Annotated in this window: 28 protein-coding genes and 1 tRNA gene; 16 read left to right on the top strand and 13 right to left on the bottom strand. The window is 65.3% G+C overall.

Annotated elements, in window-relative coordinates; translation table 11 throughout:
• Window positions 1-51: 51 nt before the first annotated feature.
• From N5A93_RS06055 to N5A93_RS06045, 3 genes are all read left to right on the top strand, one after another.
• Entirely contained in the window at window positions 52-528 is a 477-nt protein-coding gene (locus N5A93_RS06055; protein ID WP_268954181.1) for an Lrp/AsnC family transcriptional regulator, read from the top strand.
• Window positions 529-559: 31 nt separating this feature from the next.
• Entirely contained in the window at window positions 560-1135 is a 576-nt protein-coding gene (locus tag N5A93_RS06050) for a tetratricopeptide repeat protein (RefSeq protein WP_268954180.1), read from the top strand.
• A 55-nt stretch (window positions 1136-1190) separates the two neighbouring features.
• A tRNA-Leu gene (locus tag N5A93_RS06045) sits at window positions 1191-1276 on the top strand.
• Window positions 1277-1299: 23 nt separating this feature from the next.
• Here the strand turns inward: N5A93_RS06045 and metG are convergent.
• Window positions 1300-3018, bottom strand: a complete 1719-nt coding sequence (gene metG / locus N5A93_RS06040) for a methionine--tRNA ligase (RefSeq protein ID WP_268954179.1) — start codon at window positions 3016-3018, stop codon at window positions 1300-1302.
• Window positions 3019-3244: 226 nt separating this feature from the next.
• Here metG and N5A93_RS06035 point away from each other — a divergent pair, with 226 nt between their 5' ends.
• On the top strand, window positions 3245-4540 hold the full coding sequence (locus tag N5A93_RS06035) for an MFS transporter (RefSeq protein ID WP_268954178.1): 1296 nt from the start codon (window positions 3245-3247) through the stop codon (window positions 4538-4540).
• Here the strand turns inward: N5A93_RS06035 and N5A93_RS06030 are convergent.
• Window positions 4522-5760 (bottom strand): MFS transporter, encoded by a 1239-nt coding sequence (locus N5A93_RS06030; protein ID WP_268954177.1) that lies wholly within the window; start codon window positions 5758-5760, stop codon window positions 4522-4524. The two genes, N5A93_RS06035 and N5A93_RS06030, sit on opposite strands and share 19 nt — an antisense overlap.
• Before the next feature lie 180 nt (window positions 5761-5940).
• Here N5A93_RS06030 and N5A93_RS06025 point away from each other — a divergent pair, with 180 nt between their 5' ends.
• Window positions 5941-6984: an aldo/keto reductase gene (locus N5A93_RS06025; protein ID WP_268954176.1), complete on the top strand. Its 1044-nt coding sequence runs from the start codon at window positions 5941-5943 to the stop codon at window positions 6982-6984.
• A gap of 178 nt (window positions 6985-7162) precedes the next feature.
• On the opposite strand, the gene N5A93_RS06020 is transcribed toward N5A93_RS06025, so the two are convergent.
• From N5A93_RS06020 to N5A93_RS06010, 3 genes are all read right to left on the bottom strand, one after another.
• Window positions 7163-7420 carry a hypothetical protein gene (locus N5A93_RS06020; protein ID WP_268954175.1) on the bottom strand — a complete coding sequence of 86 codons (258 nt, stop codon included), beginning with the start codon at window positions 7418-7420 and terminating at the stop codon, window positions 7163-7165.
• 353 nt (window positions 7421-7773) lie between these two features.
• Entirely contained in the window at window positions 7774-7911 is a 138-nt protein-coding gene (locus N5A93_RS06015; RefSeq protein ID WP_268954174.1) for a hypothetical protein, read from the bottom strand.
• Window positions 7912-8085: 174 nt separating this feature from the next.
• On the bottom strand, window positions 8086-8949 hold the full coding sequence (locus tag N5A93_RS06010; protein WP_268954173.1) for a helix-turn-helix domain-containing protein: 864 nt from the start codon (window positions 8947-8949) through the stop codon (window positions 8086-8088).
• Between the two features lie 105 nt (window positions 8950-9054).
• Between N5A93_RS06010 and N5A93_RS06005 the strand changes: the two genes are divergently transcribed.
• From N5A93_RS06005 to N5A93_RS05995, 3 genes are read left to right on the top strand one after another with little or no spacing between them, the layout of a single operon-like run.
• Window positions 9055-9261 (top strand): DUF2061 domain-containing protein, encoded by a 207-nt coding sequence (locus N5A93_RS06005; RefSeq protein WP_268954172.1) that lies wholly within the window; start codon window positions 9055-9057, stop codon window positions 9259-9261.
• Window positions 9254-10162: a fatty acid desaturase gene (locus tag N5A93_RS06000; protein WP_268954171.1), complete on the top strand. Its 909-nt coding sequence runs from the start codon at window positions 9254-9256 to the stop codon at window positions 10160-10162. Before N5A93_RS06005 ends, N5A93_RS06000 begins: the two co-directional genes overlap by 8 nt.
• Before the next feature lie 21 nt (window positions 10163-10183).
• Window positions 10184-11086 carry a DMT family transporter gene (locus tag N5A93_RS05995; RefSeq protein WP_268954170.1) on the top strand — a complete coding sequence of 301 codons (903 nt, stop codon included), beginning with the start codon at window positions 10184-10186 and terminating at the stop codon, window positions 11084-11086.
• On the opposite strand, the gene N5A93_RS05990 is transcribed toward N5A93_RS05995, so the two are convergent.
• Both N5A93_RS05990 and N5A93_RS05985 read right to left on the bottom strand, forming a co-directional pair.
• Window positions 11083-11790 carry an NUDIX hydrolase gene (locus N5A93_RS05990; protein ID WP_268954169.1) on the bottom strand — a complete coding sequence of 236 codons (708 nt, stop codon included), beginning with the start codon at window positions 11788-11790 and terminating at the stop codon, window positions 11083-11085. The two genes, N5A93_RS05995 and N5A93_RS05990, sit on opposite strands and share 4 nt — an antisense overlap.
• A gap of 25 nt (window positions 11791-11815) precedes the next feature.
• The gene (locus N5A93_RS05985; protein WP_268954168.1) at window positions 11816-12205 is read right to left on the bottom strand and encodes a DUF983 domain-containing protein; all 390 of its coding nucleotides are present in this window, start codon (window positions 12203-12205) and stop codon (window positions 11816-11818) included.
• Between the two features lie 230 nt (window positions 12206-12435).
• Between N5A93_RS05985 and N5A93_RS05980 the strand changes: the two genes are divergently transcribed.
• The 4 genes from N5A93_RS05980 (at window position 12436) to N5A93_RS05965 (ending at window position 14723) form a co-directional block, all read left to right on the top strand.
• Window positions 12436-13173 (top strand): EF-hand domain-containing protein, encoded by a 738-nt coding sequence (locus N5A93_RS05980; RefSeq protein ID WP_268954167.1) that lies wholly within the window; start codon window positions 12436-12438, stop codon window positions 13171-13173.
• Between the two features lie 98 nt (window positions 13174-13271).
• Window positions 13272-13856 (top strand): RNA polymerase sigma factor, encoded by a 585-nt coding sequence (locus N5A93_RS05975; protein WP_268954166.1) that lies wholly within the window; start codon window positions 13272-13274, stop codon window positions 13854-13856.
• Window positions 13843-14226 carry a hypothetical protein gene (locus N5A93_RS05970; RefSeq protein WP_268954165.1) on the top strand — a complete coding sequence of 128 codons (384 nt, stop codon included), beginning with the start codon at window positions 13843-13845 and terminating at the stop codon, window positions 14224-14226. The genes N5A93_RS05975 and N5A93_RS05970 overlap by 14 nt, the downstream gene beginning before the upstream one ends.
• On the top strand, window positions 14226-14723 hold the full coding sequence (locus tag N5A93_RS05965; RefSeq protein WP_268954164.1) for a periplasmic heavy metal sensor: 498 nt from the start codon (window positions 14226-14228) through the stop codon (window positions 14721-14723). Before N5A93_RS05970 ends, N5A93_RS05965 begins: the two co-directional genes overlap by 1 nt.
• Window positions 14724-14753: 30 nt before the next feature.
• On the opposite strand, the gene N5A93_RS05960 is transcribed toward N5A93_RS05965, so the two are convergent.
• The gene (locus N5A93_RS05960) at window positions 14754-16130 is read right to left on the bottom strand and encodes a diguanylate cyclase (protein ID WP_268954163.1); all 1377 of its coding nucleotides are present in this window, start codon (window positions 16128-16130) and stop codon (window positions 14754-14756) included.
• Between the two features lie 86 nt (window positions 16131-16216).
• Between N5A93_RS05960 and N5A93_RS05955 the strand changes: the two genes are divergently transcribed.
• The 4 genes from N5A93_RS05955 to N5A93_RS05940 all read left to right on the top strand — a co-directional run bounded on the left by N5A93_RS05955 (window position 16217) and on the right by N5A93_RS05940 (window position 19766).
• Window positions 16217-16501: a DUF3572 domain-containing protein gene (locus N5A93_RS05955; RefSeq protein ID WP_268954162.1), complete on the top strand. Its 285-nt coding sequence runs from the start codon at window positions 16217-16219 to the stop codon at window positions 16499-16501.
• Complete coding sequence (locus N5A93_RS05950; protein ID WP_268954161.1) at window positions 16498-17214, top strand: HAD family hydrolase; 717 nt, start codon at window positions 16498-16500, stop codon at window positions 17212-17214. The genes N5A93_RS05955 and N5A93_RS05950 overlap by 4 nt, the downstream gene beginning before the upstream one ends.
• Window positions 17211-18104, top strand: coding sequence for a DMT family transporter (locus N5A93_RS05945; protein WP_268954160.1), 894 nt, complete (start codon window positions 17211-17213; stop codon window positions 18102-18104). Before N5A93_RS05950 ends, N5A93_RS05945 begins: the two co-directional genes overlap by 4 nt.
• 99 nt (window positions 18105-18203) lie before the next feature.
• Window positions 18204-19766, top strand: coding sequence for a trimethylamine methyltransferase family protein (locus N5A93_RS05940; protein WP_268954159.1), 1563 nt, complete (start codon window positions 18204-18206; stop codon window positions 19764-19766).
• 150 nt (window positions 19767-19916) lie between these two features.
• On the opposite strand, the gene N5A93_RS05935 is transcribed toward N5A93_RS05940, so the two are convergent.
• Genes N5A93_RS05935 through N5A93_RS05915 form a run of 5 tightly spaced genes read right to left on the bottom strand, consistent with a single transcriptional unit; the run spans window position 19917 to window position 23656 of the window.
• A complete protein-coding gene (locus N5A93_RS05935) occupies window positions 19917-20657 on the bottom strand; it encodes an ABC transporter permease (RefSeq protein ID WP_268954158.1) in 741 nt (246 codons plus the stop codon).
• The gene (locus N5A93_RS05930; protein WP_268954157.1) at window positions 20654-21310 is read right to left on the bottom strand and encodes a TenA family protein; all 657 of its coding nucleotides are present in this window, start codon (window positions 21308-21310) and stop codon (window positions 20654-20656) included. The genes N5A93_RS05935 and N5A93_RS05930 overlap by 4 nt, the downstream gene beginning before the upstream one ends.
• A 14-nt stretch (window positions 21311-21324) precedes the next feature.
• Window positions 21325-22050 (bottom strand): ABC transporter ATP-binding protein, encoded by a 726-nt coding sequence (locus N5A93_RS05925; protein ID WP_268954156.1) that lies wholly within the window; start codon window positions 22048-22050, stop codon window positions 21325-21327.
• Window positions 22047-22721: a TenA family protein gene (locus tag N5A93_RS05920; protein ID WP_268954155.1), complete on the bottom strand. Its 675-nt coding sequence runs from the start codon at window positions 22719-22721 to the stop codon at window positions 22047-22049. Before N5A93_RS05920 ends, N5A93_RS05925 begins: the two co-directional genes overlap by 4 nt.
• Window positions 22718-23656, bottom strand: a complete 939-nt coding sequence (locus N5A93_RS05915) for an ABC transporter substrate-binding protein (RefSeq protein ID WP_268954154.1) — start codon at window positions 23654-23656, stop codon at window positions 22718-22720. Before N5A93_RS05915 ends, N5A93_RS05920 begins: the two co-directional genes overlap by 4 nt.
• Window positions 23657-23686: the final 30 nt, after the last annotated feature.

The following is a 23686-nucleotide window of genomic DNA, read 5'->3' as shown; positions in this document are numbered from 1 at the left end:
TGAATCCGCAAAATTCGCAATTCATTGCGCTGCAAAATCACGGGGCCACCGATGAATAATGACTATCCAGAGCTGGACCGCTTCGACAGGGCGATTCTCAGGGTTCTTGCCGGGGATGGCCGGATCAGCATCACCGACCTCGCGCGCGAGATCGGCCTTTCGAAGTCCCCGACGCAGGCCCGGCTGCGCCGCCTTGAGAAGGACGGGGTGATCACCGGCTACAGGGCGCTGTTCGATCCGATCCGGCTGGGTCTGGACCATGTCAGTTTCGTCGAGGTGCGGCTGCGTGACACGCGCGAGGCGGCATTGGCCGAGTTCAACGCCGCGGTGACACGCATCGCCGAGATCGAACAGGTGCATCTGATCGCGGGGAATTTCGACTACCTGCTGAAGGTGCGCACCCAGGACATGGCCGATTACCGCCGGGTCCTGGCCGAGAAGATATCGACGCTGCCGCATGTCGCCAACACATCGACCTATGTCGCGATGCAGGCGGTGAAGGAGAATGCTCTCTCGGATGTTATTTGACCGGGCGGCATCGCGGTGCTTTGTTGAAAAGATGAAAGTTCTGCCTGTCTTCCTGTTGCTGTGCGGCCTTGTTGCGGTCGGCGCGGCGCTGCCCGGCACGGCGCGGGCCGGGGACTGCCCGCCGCCGCCTGATCATTCGGAGGCGCTGACGCGCCTGATCGGCGAGATCCGGGATGCCCCCGATGAACGCAGCGGTCAGGCGGTGTCCAACCGGATGTGGGCCTTGTGGACGGATGCGCCCGACGCTTACGCCCAGGAGCTTCTGAACGAGGGCATGACGCGGCGCGAGGCCTATGATTTCGCGGGCGCGATCAAGGCGTTCGATGCGCTGGTCGCCTATTGCCCGGATTATGCCGAAGGCTACAACCAACGCGCTTTCATCAATTTCATCCGTGAGGATTACGAGGCCGCATTGCCGGATCTGGAGCGCGCCATCGACCTGTCGCCGCACCATGTGGGGGCGCTGAGCGGGCAGGCCCTGACGCTGCTGGCGCTGGAGCGTGTGCCCGAGGCGGTGCTGGCGCTGCGCGGGGCGCTGGATCTCAATCCCTGGCTGAGCGAGCGCCACCTTCTGCCCGCGCTGGAGGCGCAGGAAGACGCGCTTTAAGGCGCGTTCAGACGGGTTTACACGGGGGCCGGAACGGATATTGTCCGCTCAACTGGCCCGCGTGGTGGAATGGTAGACACAGGAGACTTAAAATCTCCAGGCCGAAAGGCCGTGCCGGTTCGAGTCCGGCCGCGGGTACCAGAGCCGGTGCGGCAGCCTCGGCGTCAGTCCTGAACGCCGGAAAACTGTGCCTGCCATTCGTCGCGCTGATCGTCGGTGATCTTGGTGAAGAGGACCTCGGGCACCATGAAGCCATGCCCTGCGGGAAGATGGGCGAGCGCCTGCGCCACGTCGTCGGGCCAGGAATCGTCGCTGGTCTGCATGGCCTTGAGCATCGCCGCCGAGGCATCCGGGATGAAGGGCGAAGAGAGCACCGCGTAGAGCCGGATCAGGTTGAGCGCCAGGCGGATCTGGGCGGCGGCCTGTTCGGGGTCTTCCTTGTAGGTGGCCCAGGGCGCGGCCTCTTGCAGGTATTCGTTGCCCTCGACCCAGATCGCGCGCAGCGCCTGGGCGGCCTTGCGCACCTCCATGGCCTCCATATGGGCCTCATAGGCGCGCACCCGGTCGCTGATATCGTCGATCAGAGCGCGTTCGCGGGCGCGCATCTCGCCGCCATCGGGCACCGCCTCGCCGAATTTGGAGCGGCAGAACTTGGTCACGCGCGAGACGAAATTGCCCAGCACGTCGGCAAGGTCCTTGTTCACCGATTGCTGGAAATTGTCCCAGGTGAATTCGGAATCCGAGCTTTCGGGCGCGTGGCTGAGCAGCCACCAGCGCCAGTAATCGGGAGGCAGGATTTCAAGCGCGCGATCCATGAAAACGCCGCGCCCCTGCGAGGTGCTGAACTGGCCGCCATCATAGTTCAGGTAATTGAACGACTTGATGAAATCGACGAGCTTCCAGTCCTCGCCCGAGCCGATCAGCGTGGCGGGGAAGCTGAGCGTGTGGAAGGGCACGTTGTCCTTGCCCATGAACTGCGTATAGCGCACATCCGCGGCGCCTTTTCCGGTGCGCCACCAACGTTCCCAGGCGCTGTCGTCAAGGCTGTGGGCCTCGGCCCATTCGGCGGCGCACGCGATGTATTCGATGGGGGCGTCGAACCAGACATAGAACACCTTGCCTTCCATGCCGGGCCAGTCCGCATCGCCGCGTTTGACGGGGATGCCCCAATCCAGGTCGCGGGTGATGCCGCGATCCTGAAGCCCGTCATTGTCATTGAGCCATTTGCGCGCGATCGAGGTCGTGAGGATCGGCCAGTCCTCCTTGGAGTCGATCCAGGCGTTCAACTGGTCGCGCATTTTGCTCTGGCGCAGGAACAGGTGCTTGGTCTCGCGCACCTCGAGGTCGGTGGAGCCGGATATGGCGCTGCGCGGGTCGATCAGGTCGGTCGGGTCGAGCTGCTTGGTGCAGTTCTCGCACTGGTCACCACGGGCCTTGTCATAGCCGCAATTGGGGCAGGTGCCTTCGATGTAGCGATCCGGCAGGAAGCGGCCATCGGCCTTGGAATAGACCTGTTTCTCGGTCACTTCCTCGATCAGGCCGGACTCATAGAGTTTGCCGGCAAGATGCTGTGTCAGGCGGCGGTTCTGGGGGCTGGAGGAGCGGCCGAAATGGTCGAAGCTGAGCCGGAAACCGCGCGCCAGATCCGCCTGCACCTTGTGCATGCGCGCGCAGTAGTCGGCCACGGGTTCGCCGGTCTTGGCGGCGGCCAGTTCCGCGGGGGTCCCGTGTTCGTCGGTGGCACAGAGGAACAGCACCTCGTGACCGCGCCCGCGCTGGTAGCGCGCATATAGGTCAGCGGGAAGCTGAGAGCCGATCAGCGTGCCCAGGTGCTTGATCCCGTTGATATAGGGAAGTGCCGATGTGATCAGGTGCCTTGCCATCGAGTCCGTCCTGCGTTCTGCGGATGCGTCAGTATTGCACCCCGTGTAATGCGCACAGGCGCGAAGGGCCAGAGCCAGCGCGCGGCGGGGGCGGCAAAAATCCGACATTCGCGTCGCAATCGGGTTGGACGAGGGGCGTGGCCGCTGCTAGGCCCGCAGGCAACGAAGCGTCCGCAGCAGTGCCTCAAGCGCGCAGCGGCTGCGCCCAAGGACAAGGCAAGTGCGAATGTTTCAGGTGATCGCCTCGGTATGGGCCTTGTTGCTGGGCATGACGCTGATCATGATCGGCAACGGCATGCAGGCGACGCTCATGGGTGTGCGCGGCGCGATCGAAGGTTTCGGCACGCTGGAGCTGTCGATCATCACCTCGGGCTATTTCCTGGGCTTCCTGGTGGGCAGCCGGCTGGCGCCCGGACTGATCCGGCGCGTGGGGCATGTGCGGGTCTTTGCGGCGCTCGGGTCGTTCCTGTCCGCCGGGCTGATCGCCTTTCCGGTGCTGACCGATCCGATCAGCTGGACGGTGATCCGGGTGGTCATCGGCTTTTGCCTGTCGGGCGTCTATGTGACGGCCGAAAGCTGGCTCAACAATGCCGCGACCAACCAGACGCGCGGCAAGGTGCTGTCGCTTTACATGGTGGCGCAGATGGCCGGGCTGATCGCGGCGCAGGGCATGATGAACCTTGGCGAGGCGGCGGGGTATTTCCTGTTCGTGATCCCGTCGATCCTGGTGTCGCTGAGTTTTGCGCCGATCCTGTTGTCGGTGACGCCCACCCCGGCCTTTGAATCCACCAAGCCGATGAGCCTGCGCCAGCTTTACGATCACTCGCCGCTGGCCAGTGTCGGCATCCTGCTTCTGGGCGGGGTCTTCGCGGCGCAGTTCGGCATGGCCTCGGTTTACGGGGCCGCGGCCGGGTTGAGCGTCGCGCAGATCACCGGTTTCGTGGCGGCGATCTTTGCCGGGTCGATGGTGTGGCAGTTTCCGGTGGGGTGGCTCTCGGACCGGATGGATCGCCGGTTACTGATCCTGGGGATGGGGGCGATCGGCGCGGTGTCGACCGTGATCGGCCTGTTTGCGGGCATCCAGTTCGAGACGCTGCTGGTGCTGGCCTTCATCATGGGCGGCGTGGCCAACCCGCTTTACGCGCTGTTCATCGCCTATACCAACGACACGCTCGAGGTCGAGGACATGGCGGCGGCGTCGGGCGGGTTGATCTTTGCCTATGGCGTCGGGGCGATTGCCGGCCCGATCATCATGGGGCAGGTGATGGAGCTGGTCGGCCCCGAGGGGTTCTGGCTGTTCTCGGCGGTCATCTTCGTGGCGATCACGCTATATGCCAGCTGGCGGATGACGCGCCGCGCCGCCGTCCCGGTGGACGAGACCGGCAGTTACCTGGGCGTTTTGCCGACCTCCTCGCCGGTGGCCGTGGAGGCGGCGCAGGAATGGTATGTCGAACAGGCCGAGGATGCAGCCGAGGCGGCGGAGGCCGGAGGCGCCCCGGCGGATCATTCGGTGCGGCGCTGATCGCGCTCGCGGCTGCGCCCGGTCAGGCGGCCGATCACGAAAGAGGTGCGCGGCGCCCAGATATAGGAGGTGCGCGCGCCCGCGGTGGGACGCGCCCGCATCCGCGCCAATCCGAACACGATCAGCGCCAGATGGCCCACGGCGATCATCGCGAACATCGCCTGCGGCCCGTAGCGGGCGATCAGCGCGGAGGCGAGGACCGGCGCGGCGATGGCCCCGATGGCATAGAAGAACATCAGCGCCGCCGACAGCTCGACCCTCTGCGAGGATCTGGCAAAGTCATGCGCATGGGCCACCGAGACCGAGAAGATCGGAAAGCTGGTCAGCCCGAAGAAGAACGCGGTCAGGAAGACGCCGTTGGTGGTCAGCTCATGCGTTATGGCGGTGACGATGCAACTGACGATCGTGGCAAGCGACAGCGCCAGCAGCACCCAGCGGCGGTCATAGCGGTCCGCGAGCCAGCCCACCGGGTATTGCGCCAGCGCGCCACCCAGCACGAAGGCGGCCAGAAACCACGCGATCTGGTCGATCGCCAATCCCACCTGCTGGCCATAGACCGGCCCGATCATGCGGAAGGTGGCGCTGGACAGCGCCGCGACCACCACACCCATCGCCGCCAGCGGCGAGCATTCGATGGCAAGGCCGGGGCGCAGGCGCGGGGCGTCGGGGGTTACGGGTTCGCGGATGCGCGTCATCGCCAGCGGCAGAAGCGACGCGCAACACAGCAGCGCCAGCAGGTTGTAGGACACGTATGAGGCCGGTTCGAGCACCGAGATCATCATCTGCGCCAGCAGCGCGGCCCCCATGTCGGCCATCCGGTAAGCGGCCATCGAGCGGCCGCGCGTCTCGTTGGTGACTTCGGCCTGCAGCCAGGCCTCGATGATCGTGTAGCAGCCCGCAACGCAGATGCCCGAGGCCACGCGCAGGAGCGCCCAGGCATAGGGATCGACCACCATCATGTGCAGCAAGAGCCCGATCGCGCCCATGGCCGTGAAGGCGGCGAAGGCGCGCGAATGGCCGACATTGCCCATCAGGCGCGGCGACCACCAGCAGCCGATGAAGAAGCCCACGAAATGCGCAGACCCCAGAAATCCGATCTGCGCCGTCGAGAAATCGAGCGCCAGTCCGGAAATGGCATCGAGGGGCGCAACGCCGCCCGTCGAGAGCTGCAGCAGGATGACCGAGAGGAAAAGGGCGGCGAATGAAATGAGGATGCGCATGACCCGACCAGAGTGTCAGCTTGGCGCGCAGGTGCCAGCAGGTAATCGACAAAGCCATGTCGTTTTTTGCATGTTCACGCATTTTCCCGGCGCTTGCGACGGGGGCAAATCCGGGGGTGACCTTGCGCGCCAAAACGTTAAGTTCGGCGCAAACCTGAAAAACCACGGGAAGGGACAGACATGAGGATGAACCCGCTTGGCCGCAGCGGCCTTGAGGTCAGTGCGCTATGTCTTGGCTCGATGAGCTGGGGGTCGCAGAACAGTGCGCCCGAGGGACATGCGCAGATCGACCGGGCGCTGGAGCGCGGCGTGAACTTCATCGACACGGCGGAAATGTACCCGGTCAACCCGACGCTCAAGGAAACCACCGGGCGCAGCGAGGAGATCATCGGCGACTGGTTCGCCAAAAGCGGGCGGCGCGGTGACGTGATCCTTGCGACCAAGCATTCCGGCGAGGGGTTCATGAACGCGCGCGAGGGCGCGCCGATCAGTTCCGCCACCATCCCCGAGACCGTGGAAGGGTCGCTCAGGCGGCTCAGAACGGACCACATCGACCTTTATCAGTTCCACTGGCCCAACCGGGGCAGCTACATGTTCCGCAAGAACTGGCACTTCGATCCCTCGTCGCAGGACCGCGACGCGACCATCGCCCATATGGAAGACACGCTGGAGGCGCTGCAAAAGCAGGTGGACAAGGGCAATATCCGCCATTTCGGCCTGTCCAACGAAAGCGCATGGGGCACGGCGCAATGGCTGCGCCTGGCCGAGGCGCGGGGCTGGCCGCGGGTGGCATCGGTGCAGAACGAATATTCGCTGATGTGCCGCCTGTTCGATACCGACATGGCGGAACTCTGTGTCAACGAGGATGTCGGGCTCTTGGCCTTTTCGCCGCTGGCGGCGGGTCTTTTGAGCGGCAAATACCAGGGCGGGGCGGTGCCGGAGGGGTCGCGCCGCTGCCTCAACGAAACCCTTGGGGGCCGGATCACCGAGCGCGCCTTCGGGGCGGTCGATGCCTATCTGGAGGTTGCGCGAAAGCACGGGCTGGAGCCGGTGCAGATGGCGCTGGCATGGTGTCTTTCGCGCCCCTTCATGTGTTCGGCGATCTTCGGGGCGACCAGTCTTGAGCAGCTCGATCATGCGCTGGATGCGGGGGATATGGAACTGTCCTCGGAGGTGCTGGAGGATATCGACGCCGCGCACCGGGCGCATCCGATGCCGTTCTGAACCCGCGCGTCACCGGGGCCGTGCCTGTGCACTTCTACCAGAACTTGAACACGTAGGGCGAGATGCGGTCATGCTTGTCATGCGAGGTGTTGGTGATGATGCGCAAGAGTCCCGCGTAAAAGATCAGCACCAGCGCGACCGACAGAAGGGAATCGATCTTCAGGATATCCCCGACCAGCTAGAGCTTGCCGATGACCATGCCGAGCGCCATCGCCGCCGGAATGCGGATATAGGCGCCCAGCGTCAGCCAGAAGCCAAGGGCGGCGAGGAAGCCGAGATAAAGCTGGTCGATCACCGGGCTGAACCCCATCGGTTTCAGCAATTCGGTGATGACATGCAGCTTGGTGTAATCGGTGCCCAGCAATCCGTATATCCCGAGGCCGAAAAGGATCAGCCCGGACACGATGCTCAGGAAACTGGCGATGTAAAAGAGCAAGTTGCCCTCCGGTAGGTTTCAAGGCGCACCCAACCAGATCATCATCAACATGTGGAACGGAGACCCGGCGATAACGCGGCCGGTGACGCTACGCGTCTCGAAAATGAGACGAACTATCTCAGGACTGGGTAATCGTACTCAACTCAACGCAGGAGTAGAGTCATCATATGCCTGCCTTCTGTCTGCCTGTGGGCCGTTTGCGACCCTTGGTTGTGCGTCTACGTTAATACAGTGGCAGTTGAGATCAACCCTAAATTTAGTGAAGCCAGGATTTAGGTATTTATGCGTAGTATTGCCGGCACTTGGCTTCGATGGTTCGGCATGGATGGATGCCGGGGCAAAGCCGCATCCGGTCAGCGGGGATCTTTCGCACCGGGCGGGCGTTCGCCCGGAATGAACCTTGCAATATGGCGTGATCGCCGCGCCATGTTCGCCAGCGGCCGGCAGAACACGAGCAGACCCAAAGCAAGGATCAGGAAATAGTCGATCATCGGGTGTCTCCCGTTGCCCCGTTCCAGATTGATCAGCCCATGTTTTGCACCTGCACCGAAACTATGGTGGTGGTATGGCCTTGATATGTCGACACGGTGGAAACCGGCATGAAGGGCGGGTTTTGCGAAGACTTCGTGCGGTGCGCAGGGCCGGCGGGCCAGCGTGGCGCGCATCTATGCCAGTAGCTCCTGGCGCAGGGTCCGCAAGTGGCCGGGCAGCTCGCGCGCCGAGACATGCGCCTCGCGCACAAGATGGTCGAAGTGCTGGGTCAGGGCCTGAACACGCTCGGTATCGCGAAACGCCAAGTAGTTCTGGCCGATATAGATCACCGCCAGAAGGGGGCCGAATATGGTGACCGGCGCCGAGTAGAGCCGCCGCGCGTCGAACAGGTAGACCCGCAGCCGGGGGTAGAGTAGCTCGGTCGTCTCGATCAGGCGATCCACCTGCGTTTCGCGGATGTCGCGGGGCAGCCCGGCGTAATAGCCATCGCCGCGCACCAGGCTGTGGACCTCGAAGATCGGCATCGCGATCTCATAATCGGATTGTGCGCCGCGCATCCATTCCATCCGGTCCTCGGAGGCGCCGATCACCTGTTTCGTGCTGCGGCCAAGATGCGGCGCATATTCCCATTCGACCATCTCGCGGGTCTTGAGCATGTCAGACATTCCCGCCGGAACGTGGCGGATCTTGTAGCCTGCAGCTTCCTTGTGCCACTGGAATATCTGTTCGTCGACCAGGGCGCGGGGCGCTTCGGTCAGCGACATGGTGTTGGCAAGGATGTCGGCGGCGGTTTCGGGCCTGTCGGTCAGCCCCAGCAGCCAGTCGGCCGACACCCCGAGCGCGCGGGCGCATTCGCCCACCACCTGCGCATTCGGCAGCCGTGCGCCGGACCCCTTGAGAAGCTGTGAAATGGTCGAGCGGTCGACACCCACGGCGCGGGCCAGCGCGCTTTGATTGGTGCCGCGCTCGCGCAGGGCCTCGGCAAGGCGGATGCGAAACAGGTCGGCGCGCAGGCGTTTGTCCGTTTTTTGCGACATATGGTGATTAATATCACCAATGCAGGAAAATGTTAACTGTTTTTGGAATGCCCCGCCACCGCGTCAGAGCGTAACGATGATGCCAAGCACAACATCGGAGGATTCATGGAAACGCGGCAGCGCACGCTGGTGAAGGCGATTGTCTGGAATGTGATCGGGCTGACGGTCATGGCCATTGTCGGGTTGTTGATGACCGGATCGGCGGCGGTGGGCGGCGCCATGGCGGCGATCAACACGATGCTCGGGCTGGCCATGTATTTCATATATGAACGCATCTGGGCGCATATCGGCTGGGGGCGCAGGCATGGCTGAGGCGCTGAGGGCGCGGGCGCGCGCCGAATGGCCGACATTGCTGCTGCTGGTCGCCTGTTATGGCGGCTGGGCGCTTGGCACGACATGGGCGGCGGCGCTGTGGTTGCCGCTGGGCATGGTGATGACTGCGCTATGCGTGGCGCTCCATTCCTCGCTGAGTCACGAGGCGTTGCATGGCCACCCGATGCGCGATGCGCGGCTCAACGAGGCGCTTGTTTTTCCGGCACTGAACCTTGTCGTGCCCTATCGGCGGTTCCGCGACACCCATCTGGCGCATCACCGCGACGAGCATCTGACCGATCCCTATGACGATCCGGAAAGCAATTACCTCGATCCGGCGGTCTGGGCGCGGCTGCCCGGGTGGCTGCGTCGGGTGCTGGCGCTGAACAACACGCTGGCGGGGCGGTTGCTGCTGGGGCCGCTGGTGGGGCAGGTCGCGTTCATGCGCGATGACCTGCGCGCCATGCGGGCCGGTGCGCCGGGGGTCCTGTCGGCCTGGCTGTGGCATGTGCCAGCGGTGCTGCTGGTGCTCTGGTGGCTGGTTGCCGTGGCGCAGATGCCGGTCTGGGCCTATCTTCTGTCGGTCTACGCGGCGCTGTCGATCCTGAAGATCCGCACCTTCCTGGAGCATCGCGCCCATGACAAGGCGCGCGGGCGCACGGTCATCATCGAGGACCGCGGGCCGCTGGCTCTGATCTTTCTCAACAACAACCTGCATGTGGTGCATCACATGAATCCCAAGGTGCCTTGGTACAGATTGCCCGCACTATACGCTGCGCACAGGGCGCATTACCTGGGGCGCAACGAGGGCTATCTTTATCGCTCCTATGGCGAGATATTCCGGCGTCATTTCCTGCGTGCCAAGGACCCGGTGCCGCATCCGCTCTGGCCCAGGCGTTAAATCCGGGGCATACCGCCGCGCATGGAGCCGTGGATCATCCTTTCCGTGGCCGCGGCGGCGTTTCAGACTCTGCGGTTCATGTTGCAAAAGCAGCTCAGCCTTGGCGCGCTGTCCGCCGGGGGCGCGACCTTCGCGCGCTTTGCCTATTCCGCGCCGCTGGTGGTGGCGGGGGTGGCGGCCTATCTGACCGCGACCGACACGGCGCTGCCGGTCATGGCGCCGGGGTTCTGGGCCTATGCGCTGACCGGGGGACTGACGCAGGTGCTGGCGACATGGTGCGTGGTGGCGCTGTTTGCTGCGCGCAACTTTGCCGTGGGGATCACCTTCAAGAAAACCGAAGTCATCCTGACCGCATTGGTGGGGCTGGTCATTCTGGGCGACCGGGTCGGGCTGCTGGCCCTGGGCGCCATCGTGCTGGGCCTTCTCGGCGTGCTGGTGCTGTCGGACAATGCCGGGCTGCCGGGGCTGAGCCTGCGGCGGGTGGCGAACCGGGCGGCGGGGCTGGGGCTGGCCTCGGGGGCGTTCTTTGCGGTCTCGGCGGTATGCTATCGCGGCGCGACCCTGTCGATCGGCAGCGAGGATGCGCTGTTGCGCGCGGGCGTCGCGCTGGCGGCGGTCACCACAAGCCAGGTGATCGGCATGGCGATCTGGCTGGCATGGCGTGAGACCGGGCAACTGGCGGCGGTGTGGCGCGCGCGCCGCGTGGCGCTGTGGATCGGGTTGAGCAGCATGGGCGGCAGCCTGTGCTGGTTCACCGCTTTCACCTTGCAGAATGCCGCGCTGGTCTTTGCGGTCGGGCAGATCGAGGTGATCTTTTCGCTGGCGGTTTCGGTGCTGGTGTTCCGTGAACGCCTGACCGGGCGCGAGGGGCTGGGCATCGCGCTCCTGACCGGTTCGATCCTGGCGCTGGTCGTGCTGACCTAGGGGCGTTCCGTCAGCGGGCTGAGGCCCTGAAGGCGCAAGAACAGGCTTTCCTCGTCATCGTTGCGAAAGAATGGCACCGAGGCGGGCGGCGCGGGATCATGCACGCGCGCGGCGATCTCGGCCAGGACGACTTCGGTGATAAAGGGCAGATCGAATTCGCGCGCCCGCGCCAGCGGTATCCATTGCAGGTGCGAAAGTTCCTCGCAGGCGGCGGAGAAATCATCCAGATCGCCCTGAATCGCCCCGGCATCCACCAGAAAGAAACGTGCATCGAAGCGGCGCGGACGCCCTGGCGGGGTGATGGCGCGAAACACGAATTGCAGCGCCTCGGCCGACGGCAGCAGGCCGCGCGCGGCAAATTGCGCCCAGTCATCGGGCGCGGTGCCGGGCCAGTTGCCGGGTTGCCCCAGCATCAGGCCGGTTTCCTCCCAGAGTTCACGGATCGCCGCCGCCGCCAGCGCATTGGCCAGGTCGCCCGGCGCATCCTCGGCCAGGCGTTCGGCGCAGAGCGCGGGCAGCGGGCGCGCCAGCGGCACCTCGGCGTCTGCGGCATCGACCGCGCCGCCGGGAAAGACGAACTTGCTGGGCATGAAGGCCGCCGTCGCGCCGCGCTGGCCCATCAGTACATGCGGGTCGCTCTCGCGGTCGCGCAAGGCGATCACCGTGGCGGCGTCACGCAGGGCGGATTTGTCGATCGTGTTCATCTTGGCCCTTCCGGTTCAGAAAGGGTCAGCCCGGTTCCCCGAACCCATGCATGTGGCGCGCCCATTGAAACGCCACGATCATCCCCTTCAGTCGCGGCAGAAGGTATAGCGAGAGCGTCACACATCCAACCGCGAAAATCGTGAACAGCACCAGAGGCTCGGGGCGCCAGGTGACGAAGGCCAGGTGCAGCAGCGGCGCCATCAGGTGGCCGACGATCAGGATTGTCAGGTAGGCCGGGCCGTCATCCGCCCGGTGATGGCTGAGGTCTTCGCGGCACACGGTGCATGTGTCGCGCACGCCCAGATAGCTTTTGAGCATTGGCCCGCTGCCGCAATTGGGGCATTTGCGCCGGAATCCCTTGCGCAGGGCCGGCCAGAGTTCGCGCTCGGCCATTGTGGTATCGGTTTGTGTCATCGCGTTTCCTGACGTTCAAGCCTTGCAAAATGGGGCAATCGGCGCCGGATATGAAGGTGTTGTCCCGCCCTTGCGTCGTGATGTCGCAAATCCGCCCGCTGTTATCACGCAGGCGTGATCAGAAAATGTGCAGCCTGCGCGACGGAATTGCAAGGCCCGCCCGTATGACTCTCTGAAACGGCCAGCAAGGCCGGTTTCGCGAACAGCATTCGAGCGAAGGAGCTAATGACATGAAACCCGCATATTACATCACCGGGGCCGCCGCCGCCCTTGTCATCGCAACCTCGGGGGCGCTTGTCGCCCAGCAGGGGCAGGGCGGCGGCATGGGGCACGGCCATGGGCCGATGTTCGATTTCGAGGAGCTTGATGTCGACGGCGACGGCATGATCACCCCCGAGGAAATGACCGCCCGCGCAGAGGCGCGTTTCGGCGCTGCAGACGCTGATGGCGATGGCAAGTTGACGGCCGATGAAATGGCCACCCACATGCGCGCGATGATGACCGAGCGCATGACGAGCCGCGCGCAGGCGATGATCGAAAGCCGCGACACGGATGGCGACGGAATGCTGAGCGCCGAAGAGATGCGCGCCGGTGGCATGGACCGCATGTTCGCCCGGTTCGACAGTGATGGCGACGGCAAGGTTTCCGCCGAGGAGTTCGAGGCCATCGGTGAACGGCGCGGTGACCGCATGGGCCAGTCGCGCAACGGCGCAGGCTATCACGGTTCGGGCAAGATGGACGGCGCGGGCAAGATGCATGGCTCGGGCAAGATGCATGGCGCCGGCAGTATGGATTGTGCCGCAGACGGCGGGCGCCACGGGGCCAAAGGTTATGGTCAGGGCGCCAGCGAGGTTCACTATCATACCCATCACCATTACTACGGCGATGGCGCAGGTCGTGGTCCGGGCGGGAAATCCGGCGGCATGCATGGCGGGAAATCCGGTGCGAAATCGGCGCCGCAAGACTGAACCGGCATCAACGCGGGGCGGGCCTTGGAATGGCCCGCCTGAAGGGCCATTGCCGCGCCGCCCGAGGCGGTGCATCCTGAGCCCCCGGGACAGGGAACATGCCGCTGGATGCGATGAACGACATATCGGACGACGCCTTGCTGGTGCTGTTTGCCAATGGCGACCGGGCGGCCGCACGCGCGCTGACGCTGCGGCTGACGCCGCGTGTGCTGGCGCATGCGCAGCGCCTGTTGGGCAGCCCTGCCGAGGCCGAGGATGTCGCTCAGGAGGCGATGCTGCGCCTGTGGAAGGTCGCGCCCGAGTGGCGTCAGGGCGAAGCGAAGGTCACGACCTGGCTTTACCGGGTGGTGGCGAACCTGTGTACGGACCGGCTGCGCAAGGGGCACTCGTTGCCACTGGAGGCCGCACCCGAGCCGATCGACACGTCGCGCGGCCCGGCTGCGGCGCTACAGGGCGCGGCGCGGGCGGAGGCGCTGCAACGTGCGCTTGGCGGATTGCCCGAGCGCCAGCGACAGGCGGTGGTGCTGCGCCACCTCGAGGATATGGGCAATCCCGAAATTGCCGGGATCATGGACATCAGCGTCGAGGCGGTGGAAAGCCTTTTGGCGCGCGGACGCAGGGCGCTGGCGGCGGAACTGGCCGGACAGCGCGCGGAATTGGGGTTTGTGGATGAGCAGGATTGACGACGACATCGCCGCGCTGCGCGGGTATTTCGAGGCAGGCCGAAGTCATGGCGCGCAGCCATCCGGCGCGTTGCTGGCGCGGGTCTTGGCCGATGCCACGCAAGCGCAGGCGGCTCAGGCCGCAATGGCCATGTCACCGGGTGCGGAACCTGCGCGTCAGGCCGGGTTGTGGCAGCAAGTGCTTCGTGGCCTTGGGGGCTGGCCTGCGCTGGCGGGCCTCGCGACGGCGACGGTCGCGGGCATATGGATCGGGTTCAGCCCGGCAAGCGGAATTGACGCCTATCTTGATCCGGCAGACCCCGCCTATGTGGTCGACCTGGACCCATGGCAGACATTTGATCTGGCCAGCATGACGGAAGGAGCCATGTGATGGCGCAGGATGAGACAGGGAATAAAAGCGCGCCGCGACGTTGGATGCGCGTGGCGCTTGTCGTGTCGCTGGCACTCAACCTGCTGGTGGCGGGCGTGGTCGTGGGCGCGCTGTTTTCGGCGGGCTGGCGCCATATGGGGCATATGCCGCATATCTCCGGAGCGGCGGGACCGATGACCCACGCCTTGGCCGAACCCGACCGTAAGGCGATTGCACAGCAGATGCGCCAGGCTTATCGCGAAGGGCGGCCCGGCCGCGCGGCACAGAGCGCGGCCTTCGAGTCGCTGATCGAGGATCTGCGCGCCGAGCGCTTCGATCGCAGCGCGATCGAAGCGCATCTGGCGGGGATACGCAGCATGATCAGCGAACGTGTCGAACTGGGTCAGGGCCTGCTGCTTGACCGGTTGTCGGCGATGGACCCCGCGGCGCGACGAGCCTATGCCGACCGGCTTGAAGCGGGTTGGCACCATCACGCAAGGCGCGCCAGAAGCGATTGACCGGCTGCGCCGATGCGGTCTGGCAGTGCGTCAGGCGGCGGGGTGGCGACAGAAGGTGACGGTGTTGCGCCCGCCCGACTTGGAGCCATAGAGCGCGCGGTCTGCCTCGTCGAGCAGATCGGTCGCGTTGCCCCCCGGATGGCCGATGGTGACCCCGATACTGACCGTGACGTGGACGGGGGCCTCGCTCGAGGCGATCGGCACCGGCGTGTCGCGCACTGCCGCGCAGAGCTGACGCGCGACGCGACGGGCCTCGCCCCGGGTGGTTTCCGGCATCACGATCATGAATTCCTCGCCGCCGATCCGGGCGATCATGTCGTCCTGACCCAGGTTCGATTTCAGCAACCGCGCCACGTTGCGCAGGACGGCGTCGCCCGCCCCGTGGCCGTGTCGGTCATTGATCAGCTTGAAGTGATCAAGATCCGCCACCATCACGGCAAAGCCATGTCCCTCCTTTGAGGCGGAGTCTATCAGGCGATTGAGGAAAGGCAGGGCGTAGCGGCGGTTATAAAGTCCGGTCAGCGGATCGACCACCGCCGCCCTCAGCCCGGATTGCAGCTGGTCGCGCATCGCCTTGGCGCGGCGCGCAAAGCCCAGATGCCGCCCGATCCGCAGGACCAGCTCATCGGGGTTGCTTGATTCGGCGATCACATCCGCGACGCCCATGTCCAGAAGGTTGGCCATCTGCCCCTGCGCGTCCGCCGCCAACAGCACGATGATGGGGCTTGAGCGGCTATGGGGCTTGGCGTTCAGGTTGGCGATCAGATCGGTCGCCGCATCGCGGCTGCGCGCACAGACCTTAAGCACGTATAGCTCGGGTGCAACGTCTGACCGCGGCGCGGCAAGCGCGGTTTCGGGATCGAGCGGCGTCACCTTGTGGCCGCTGCATTGCGCAAGCCGCCGCGCAAGGTCTGCCGGGCCGCCTTTGTCAGGCACGATCAGGCCGATACGGCCTGGGCGGTCGAAACCCCGCGCCGCCTCGGACAGCCCGAGCGCCGAAACGGCGCCCGCATGCATCCGCAGATCGCGCGCCACCTGGTGTTGGCGCAGAAGGCTGCGCAGGCGGGCCAGCAGGGCGGGATCCCCGACCGGCTTGACCAGTACCTCGTCGGCCCCCGCATGCAGCGCATCAAGCCGCAACCCGGGCGCGTGATCGCACAGGAACAGCAGTACCGGGGGCGCATCGCTGCCCTGACGCGTCTTGAGCCGGCGTACGAATTCGGGGCCTGTCATGTCGGCCAGAACCGGGGCGCAGATCACGAGGTCAGGCGATTCCTGGACCGCCAGCGCCAGGGCCTCGGCCGCCGTGCCGGCCTGAATCACATCGTAATAGGCTGCGGACAGCTTGACCTTCATCACGATCCTGTTGGTCGCCAATCCGTCGACGATGAGAACCTTGCCTGACATGCACTGCCGCCTTTCGGACTTGCTCTTTCTTCGAGCATGACTATCCCTGTGAGAGGTTAAGAAAACCTTTCCGGGAATTAATCATTTTGACTTTGACGCAAGAGTCCGCCGAAACGATCGCGCTGAAATGCCTGGTCTGGCTGATGGGTAACGACGAGCTGCTCGGCGTGTTCATGGGCACCACCGGGGCCTCGCAAGAGGCCCTGCGCGATGCTGTCCATGACCCTGATTTCCTTGGCTCGGTTCTGGATTTCATCCTGATGGACGATGCCTGGGTGCTGGCCTGTTGCGAGGCGCAGGGTCTGGCCACGGATCTGCCGATGCGCGCCCGCGCCGCACTTCCGGGGGGTGAGCAGGTGAACTGGACATGACCGCAATACGCAAGGACCTGGCAAGAAAGGTTGACGCGATCCTGTTCGACAAGGATGGCACGCTTTTCGATTTCCACGCCACCTGGAGCGATTGGGCGGCCGATATCATCCGCGATCTTTCCGGCGGCGAGGCGGCGACCATGGCCCGGATCGCCAGTGAGATCGGTTTTGACCTCGCGGCCGGCCGGTTCCGGCCCGAGAGCCCGATGATCGCGGGCACGAACCGCGAAGGCGCCGAATGCGTCGCCCGCGCCTTGCCGGGGCGCGGCGTTGACGAGATCGAGCATTTCCTGATGCTGAGCGCCGCCGAAGCGCCGCCCGCTCCTGCGGTGCCGTTGACCGAGCTTCTGGCTGAATTCATGGCCGATGGGCTGGCGCTTGGCGTGATGACAAACGACACGGAATACGGAGCGCGCCGCCATCTGGCGCATGCGGGCATCGAGACCTGTTTCACCTTCATCGCAGGTTTCGATTCCGGCCATGGTGCCAAACCCGACCCCGGCCCTCTGCTGGCCTTTGCGCGACAAGTCGAGCTTGCCCCGGAAAGGGTCGTGATGGTGGGCGACAGCACCCATGATCTGCGCGCGGGGCGCGCTGCTGGGATGCAGACGGTGGGCGTTCTGACCGGCACCAGCCTTGCCGATGAACTCTCGCCGTTTGCCGATGCGGTCCTTCCGGATGTCGGGCATCTGCCCGCCTGGATGACCGCATGACGCGCCATCCGCTTTTCGGCATTCTGCTGGCCGCCTTCGGCACGCTGGTCCTGACCCCGGACACGATGTTCATGCGCTGGTCGGGTATGGGCGGTTTCGAGATGATCGCATGGCGCGGCCTCTTGATGGGAAGCGCGATGCTGACCGCCTGGGCCATCCTGAGCCGCGACCGGCGCGGCGATCTGCGGGTGCTGGTCTCGGGGTTCGGACTGACCATCGTGGCCTGTCAGTTCGCCAATGCCTGCCTGTTCGCGCTTGGTATCTCGCTGGCGCCGGTTGCTGTGGTGCTGTTCGGACTGGCCACGGTACCGGTATTCTCGGCGGTGCTGGCCTGGCTGATCCTGGGGGAACCCACGCGCGTGGCGACCTGGATCACCATTGTGGCGGTGATGACAGGGATCGGGATCGCGGTGCTGAGTGGCGACAAGGGCGAGGTCGGCCTGAACCCGGCTTCGTTGCTGGGAGCGTTGTTCGGGTTGGGGACGGCGATCGCGCTGGCGCTCAATTTCGTGGTGATCCGTCGCCGCCCGCAACTGCCCATCCTTCTGGTAATCGGCACCGGCGCTGTTCTGGCGGGGCTGAGCGGGCTGAGCATCGCAGGCCCCGCCGCGATGACGGGGGGCACCGTCTGGGCGATCGCGGTGACGGGGCTGGTGATCCTGCCGGTGTCGTTCTTCACGCTGTCGCTGGCATCGCGATTCACCCATGCTTCCAATGTCAGCCTGCTCTTGTTGCTCGAAACCGTGCTGGGGCCGGCCTGGGTGTGGCTGGGCACCGGCGAGGCGCCGACGCCGATGATGATTCTGGGCGGCACGCTGGTGGTCGGCAGCCTTGCGCTCTACATCCTCTGGACCGGGCAACGCGCAAGCCGGGCGCGCCGCGCGCGCTGACGTCCCGAGTTTTCCAAAAACGACAGGATCAGTCGCAAAGTGGCAAACGCTGCCGGATGGCCAGTGCTCTCATGGGGGCAGCAGCAGCGGAGGCCCGACATGACAGAGCCGGCGAAACGCAGAAAACGCAGCGGCGGGCGCGCCGGCAATGCACAGCGCCGTGGCGTCGCCGTGATCGAGCAGATGCCCTGGAACCCGCCGGTCAATACCGACCGGCCGGTCGAACCACTCGACGCGGACGGAATCGCGGCAATTCATGATGGCGCGATGCGAATCCTCGAAGAGATCGGCATCGCGTTTCTCAATCCCGAGGCGCTCGAGATCCTGCGCGCTTCGGGGGGCTGCGACATCGAGGGCGAGACCGTCCGGATGGGGCGCGACTTCGTGATGGAGATGATTGCCAAGGCGCCGCGCCAATGGACGATCACGCCGCGTAATCCCGACAGGCGCATCACCATAGGCGGGCGGAACATGGTGTTCGGAAATGTCTCGTCGCCGCCCAATTACTGGGACATGTCGCTTGGCCGCAAGGTGCCTGGCAATCGCGAGATGTGCCGCACGCTGCTGAAGCTCAGCCAGTATTTCAACTGTATCCACTTCATCGGCGGCTACCCGGTCGAGCCACAGGACATTCACGCCAGCGTGCGGCATCTGGATGTGCTCTATGACAAGCTGACGCTGACCGACAAGGTCGCCCATGCGTATTGCCTCGGGCCCGAGCGGGTCGAGGACGTGATGGAGATGGTGCGCATCGCGGGCGGGCTCAGCCATGAGGCGTTCGAAGCCGCGCCGCATATGTATACCAACATCAATTCGACCTCCCCGCTCAAGCATGATTACCCGATGCTGGACGGCTGGATGCGCGTGGCGCGGCGCAACCAGGGGCTGGTGGTCACCCCCTTCACGCTGGCCGGGGCGATGGCGCCGGTGACGATGGCGGGGGCGGTGGCGCAGAGCCTGGCCGAGGGGCTTTGCGCGGTGGTGCTGGCGCAGCTGATCCGACCCGGCGCGGCCTGCGCGATCGGGACCTTCACCTCGAATGTCGACATGAAATCGGGCGCGCCCGCCTTTGGCACGCCGGAATACATGCGCGCCACGCAGATGACCGGGCAACTGGCCCGCTTTTATGGCCTGCCGATGCGCGCCAGTGGCGTCTGTGCGGCCAATGTGCCGGACGGGCAGGCCATGTGGGAGACCTCCAACAGCCTCTGGTCAGGGGTGCAGTCGGGTGCCAACATGATCTATCACGCCGCTGGCTGGCTGGAGGGCGGGCTGATCGCCAGCCCCGAGAAATTCATCATGGATTGCGAAATAATACAGCATATTCAAAGATATATGAACCCCTTCCTGACAGCGACCGGCCCCGACGAGATCGCCTTTGACGCGGTGCGCGAGGTGGGCGATCAGGGGCATTTCTTCGGCATCCAGCACACCCAGGACCGCTACACCACCGCCTTCTACCAGCCCTTCCTGAGCGACTGGCGCAACTACGAGGCCTGGGAGGCGGGGGGCGGTGTCTGGACAGCGCAGCGCGCCCATCAGATCGGCCAGGACATCCTGGGCAGCTATGAAGCACCGCCGATGGAGGAAAGCCTGCGCGAGGAGCTGGCCGCCTTTGTCGAGCGGCGCAAATCCGAAGGCGGCGCGCCGACCGATTTCTGAGGCCGCACCACTTCGGCATCGCGTCGGTATGATGTCGGTATCGTGTCGGTCTTCGCGCGCGCCCCGGCACCGGGCTTCATCTGGCCCGAAAATACCTCGGGGGGAGTCGCCGCTTGCGGCGACGGGGGCAGCGCCCCCGCCTGTCCCTTTTCAGTCGCCTGGCGCATCCAGCCAGCGGCGGCAGAACTGGTCGATGGCGGCGTAAAGCAGCAGGGTGAACACCGCCAGCGCGATGGTGGTGGCGAACATGAGATCCACCTTCACCCGGCCAAGCGCCAGCAGGATGAGATAGCCAAGCCCGCGCGACGCGCCGACCCATTCGCTGATGATCACTCCGATGGGCGCATAGACCGCCGCCAGCCGCAGCCCCGAGGCCAGGCCCGGCAATGCGGCAGGAATGCGGATATGCCACATCACCCGCACCGGGCGCGCGCCCATGACGCGGGCAAGGTCGAGCCATGCGCCCGGCGTGCGCATCAGCGCATCGAAGAAGGCCGAGGTGACCGGGAAATAGATGATGAGCAGCGCCATCATCACCTTGGGCCAGATCCCATAGCCCAGCCACAGCGTCAGGATCGGCGCGAGAACGAAAACCGGGATCGCCTGGCTGAACACCATCATCGGGCGCAGCAGCGCCTGCGCCAGCGGAGACGCCGCAAGCCCGATCGCCGAGACCGCCCCGAGCACCGCGCCGAGGCAAAGCCCGATCAGAATCTCGCCGATCGTATAGACCGAGTGATGCGCGATCTGTTCGCGCGCCGACCAGAGCGTTTGCGCCACATCGAGCGGCGGCGGCAGAATATAGCGCGGCGGTGCGGCCAGAATCACCACCGCCTGCCAGAGCACGATTCCCAGACATGCCGAGGCAAGGATCGAGGGCCAGCCCTTCATGATCCGCCGAACCCGTCCTGCGCGGCGTCAAAGAAGCGCCGCTCAAGGGTGACGGCATGGGTGAAGGTGGCTTCGACCGCGCGGCGCGCGTCATCGTCGAGCCCCCGCCATGCACTGTCAAGCTGATCGCGCAGATACGCCACCACGCCTTCGAATCCTGCGCCCGTATGCAGCCCGATCCATTCGCCGAACCAGAACGGCAGCCTGTCTGCGCGATCTTGGAAAGGCGATGCCCATTCAAGATAGCTCCATTCCGCCACGACCAGCACCGCCAGCATCTGTTCATAGCGCCCCGATGCGGCGGCGCGGGCCATCAGCTCCTGAAATTCCGCCGTGACGGGCGCCGCTTTGGCCGGGGTCTCGGGATCGCCGCCAAGCGCCTTGATCGCGCGCAGGAAATAGGTGTTCTCGGGGCCGCAGATGAGGCCGAGGAACTGCGCCGCCGGGATCGCGTCGGGCAGCGAGGGGGCGTGGGCGATGGCCGAGGCCAGCAGCCGCACGAAACCGTCGATGAAAAGATGATCCTGGCGCAGATAGGCCAGCATCTTATCCTCGCCGAGCTTGCCATCGGCCAGCGCCGTGGTGAAGGGATGGCGCGTGGCCGCCTGCCAGTCCTGAAAGGCCAGCGATTTCAGGTGTTGCGTCGGGCGCATGGGTGGCTCCTTCGTCATGTCGGGCTGTCGCGCAGGCGGATCAGCAGATCGGCTTGCGCGCGCAATGTGTCGGGGTCGTTTTCGGGGCGCGGTGCGGGGCCGGGCGGGGGCGGCACGGGAGTGAGACCGTCGGGTTCCATGATCAGGATCGCATCGCCCAGCCGTGCGGCTTCGGCCGGGTCATGGGTGACCATCAGCACGGTGCGCCCGCGCAGGAGTTCGCAGGCAAGGTCCTGCATCTGCGAGCGGGTGCGCGCATCGAGCGCCGAGAAGGGTTCATCGAGCAGCACGAAGGCGCGGTCCTCCATCAGCGTGCGCGCGAGCGCGACGCGCTGGCGCTGCCCGCCCGACAGGGCATGGGGGCGTTTATGCACATGATCTGAGAGCCCGACGCGGTGCAGCACATCACGGGCGCGGGCGCGATCAGGGCTTTCGCCGCGCAGGCGCGCGCCAAGCAGCGTGTTGTCCATCACGTCAAGCCAGGGCATCAGAAGATCGGTCTGCGCCATCAGGGCGATGCGCCCCTCAAGCGCCAGGCCGTCGCTGGCGGCGATGGTGCCGTCAAAGCTTGTCACCTCGTCAACGCCGGTGATCAGCCGCAAGAGCGTCGTCTTGCCCACGCCCGACGGTCCCAGAAGGCAGGTCCACTGGCCCGCCGCGGCCCTGAGGGACAGCGGCCCGAAAACCGGCACCGCGCCGATCCGGGCCGCGCCCGAAATATGCAGCGCCGGGGCGTTCACCCCTCGAACCCCATGTCCCAGAACCCGACCTCGAGCCGGGTCGCGGTGGCGAAGCGATCCGCCAGATGCGCCCAGCGGGGGCTGTCCTGCGGCGCCGGGCCGAGGCGGCGGGCGATGGCCGCATCGATCAATCCGCCCACATCGCGGCAGACCTGCTGGTAATCCTTGCCCGCATAGGTGGCGATCCAGTCGGCATAGATGTCGGACGTGGCCTCGCGCGAAAGCCGCGCGCCGATCTCGCCGTAACCCAGCACGCAAGGCGCCAGCGCCGCGAGCAGGTCGAGAAAATCGCCCGAATGACCGGCATCCAGAACATAGCGCGTATAGGCGATATTCTGGGTCTTTTCCTCGGCTTGCGATAGCGCGGCCTCGCTGATTCCCGCGTCGGCGCAGATGCGGATATGGAGCGCCATCTCGTCATTGATGAGCGCGTTCACCGTACCCGACGCGAGGCGCATTTCATCCACCGTGTCGGCCTTGGTCACCGCCAGCGCCCAGGCGCGCGAGAAATGGATCAGGAAAATGTAATCCTGCACCAGGTAGTCCAGGAAGACCGCGCGCGGCAGGCTGCCGTCGCGCAGCCCTTCGACGAAGGCATGGCGCGTATAGGCGGGCCAGTGATCGCCCGCCGCCGCGCGCCATGCCGTGAAGGTTTCGCCATACCGGGTCATTGCGCCGCCGGGTCGATGGCCAGAGTGCCGACCGGCTGGGCCGCGTCGATCAGCCCGGCCTCCTGAAGGAAGGCGCTGAAGGCGCGGTAGCGGCCATGATCCAGCGCCGAGGGGCGCAGCGCGAAGCGCGGGATCGTGTCGGCCCAGGCCATTTCATTCAACTGGTCCTGAAGGTCCGCCGAGGTGGCCGAGAAGATCTCCCAGCTTTCCTGCGGGTGGTTCACGATGAACTGCGTGGCGCGCTCGGTGGCCCGCATGAAGCGCTGGATCACCGCCATGTCGGCGGTCTCGGGATTGGCGACGTAGATCAGCTCGTCATAGGACGGCACGCCCATTTCCTCAAGGAACATGCAGCGGCCTTCGACGCCTTCGATCGTCATCTGGTTCAGTTCGAAATTGCGATAGGCCCCGAGCACCGCATCGACCTGCCCCGACATGAGCGAGGGCGAGAGCGACCAGTTGACGTTGATGAGGTCGATATCCTCAAGCGTCAGCCCGGCTTCGGAAAGTAGCGCGCCGAGCAGCGCCTCTTCGACACCGGCGACCGAGAAGCCCACCTTGCGGCCCTTGAGATCGGAGACGGACCCGACGGGGCCGTCCTCGAGCACCAGAAGGCAGTTGAGTGGGCTTGCGACCAGCGTGCCGACCCGTTTGAGCGGCAGGCCTTCGGCGACCTGGAGGTGCAGTTGCGGCTGATACGAAATGGCAAGATCGGCCTTGCCCGCGGCAACCATCTTGGGCGGGGCGGCGGGATCGGCGGGGGCGATCACTTCGACCGCGAGGTTCTCGTCGGCAAAGTAGCCCTGTTCCTGCGCCACGATGATCGGGCCGTGATTGGGGTTGATGAACCAGTCGAGGACAAGCGTCATCCTGTCCTGGGCCAGGGAGGGGCCGGCAAGCAACATGCTGGCGGCAAGGGCGATAAGGCGGGTCATGGGCACTCTCTCTCTTCCTTTCTCATTCCG

This window comes from Roseovarius salincola, from assembly GCF_026891095.1.
GTDB classification, from domain to species: Bacteria; Pseudomonadota; Alphaproteobacteria; order Rhodobacterales; family Rhodobacteraceae; genus Roseovarius; species Roseovarius salincola.
The sequence above is the reverse complement of the archived record's forward strand: the minus strand, read 5'-3'. Positions and strand labels throughout refer to the sequence as shown.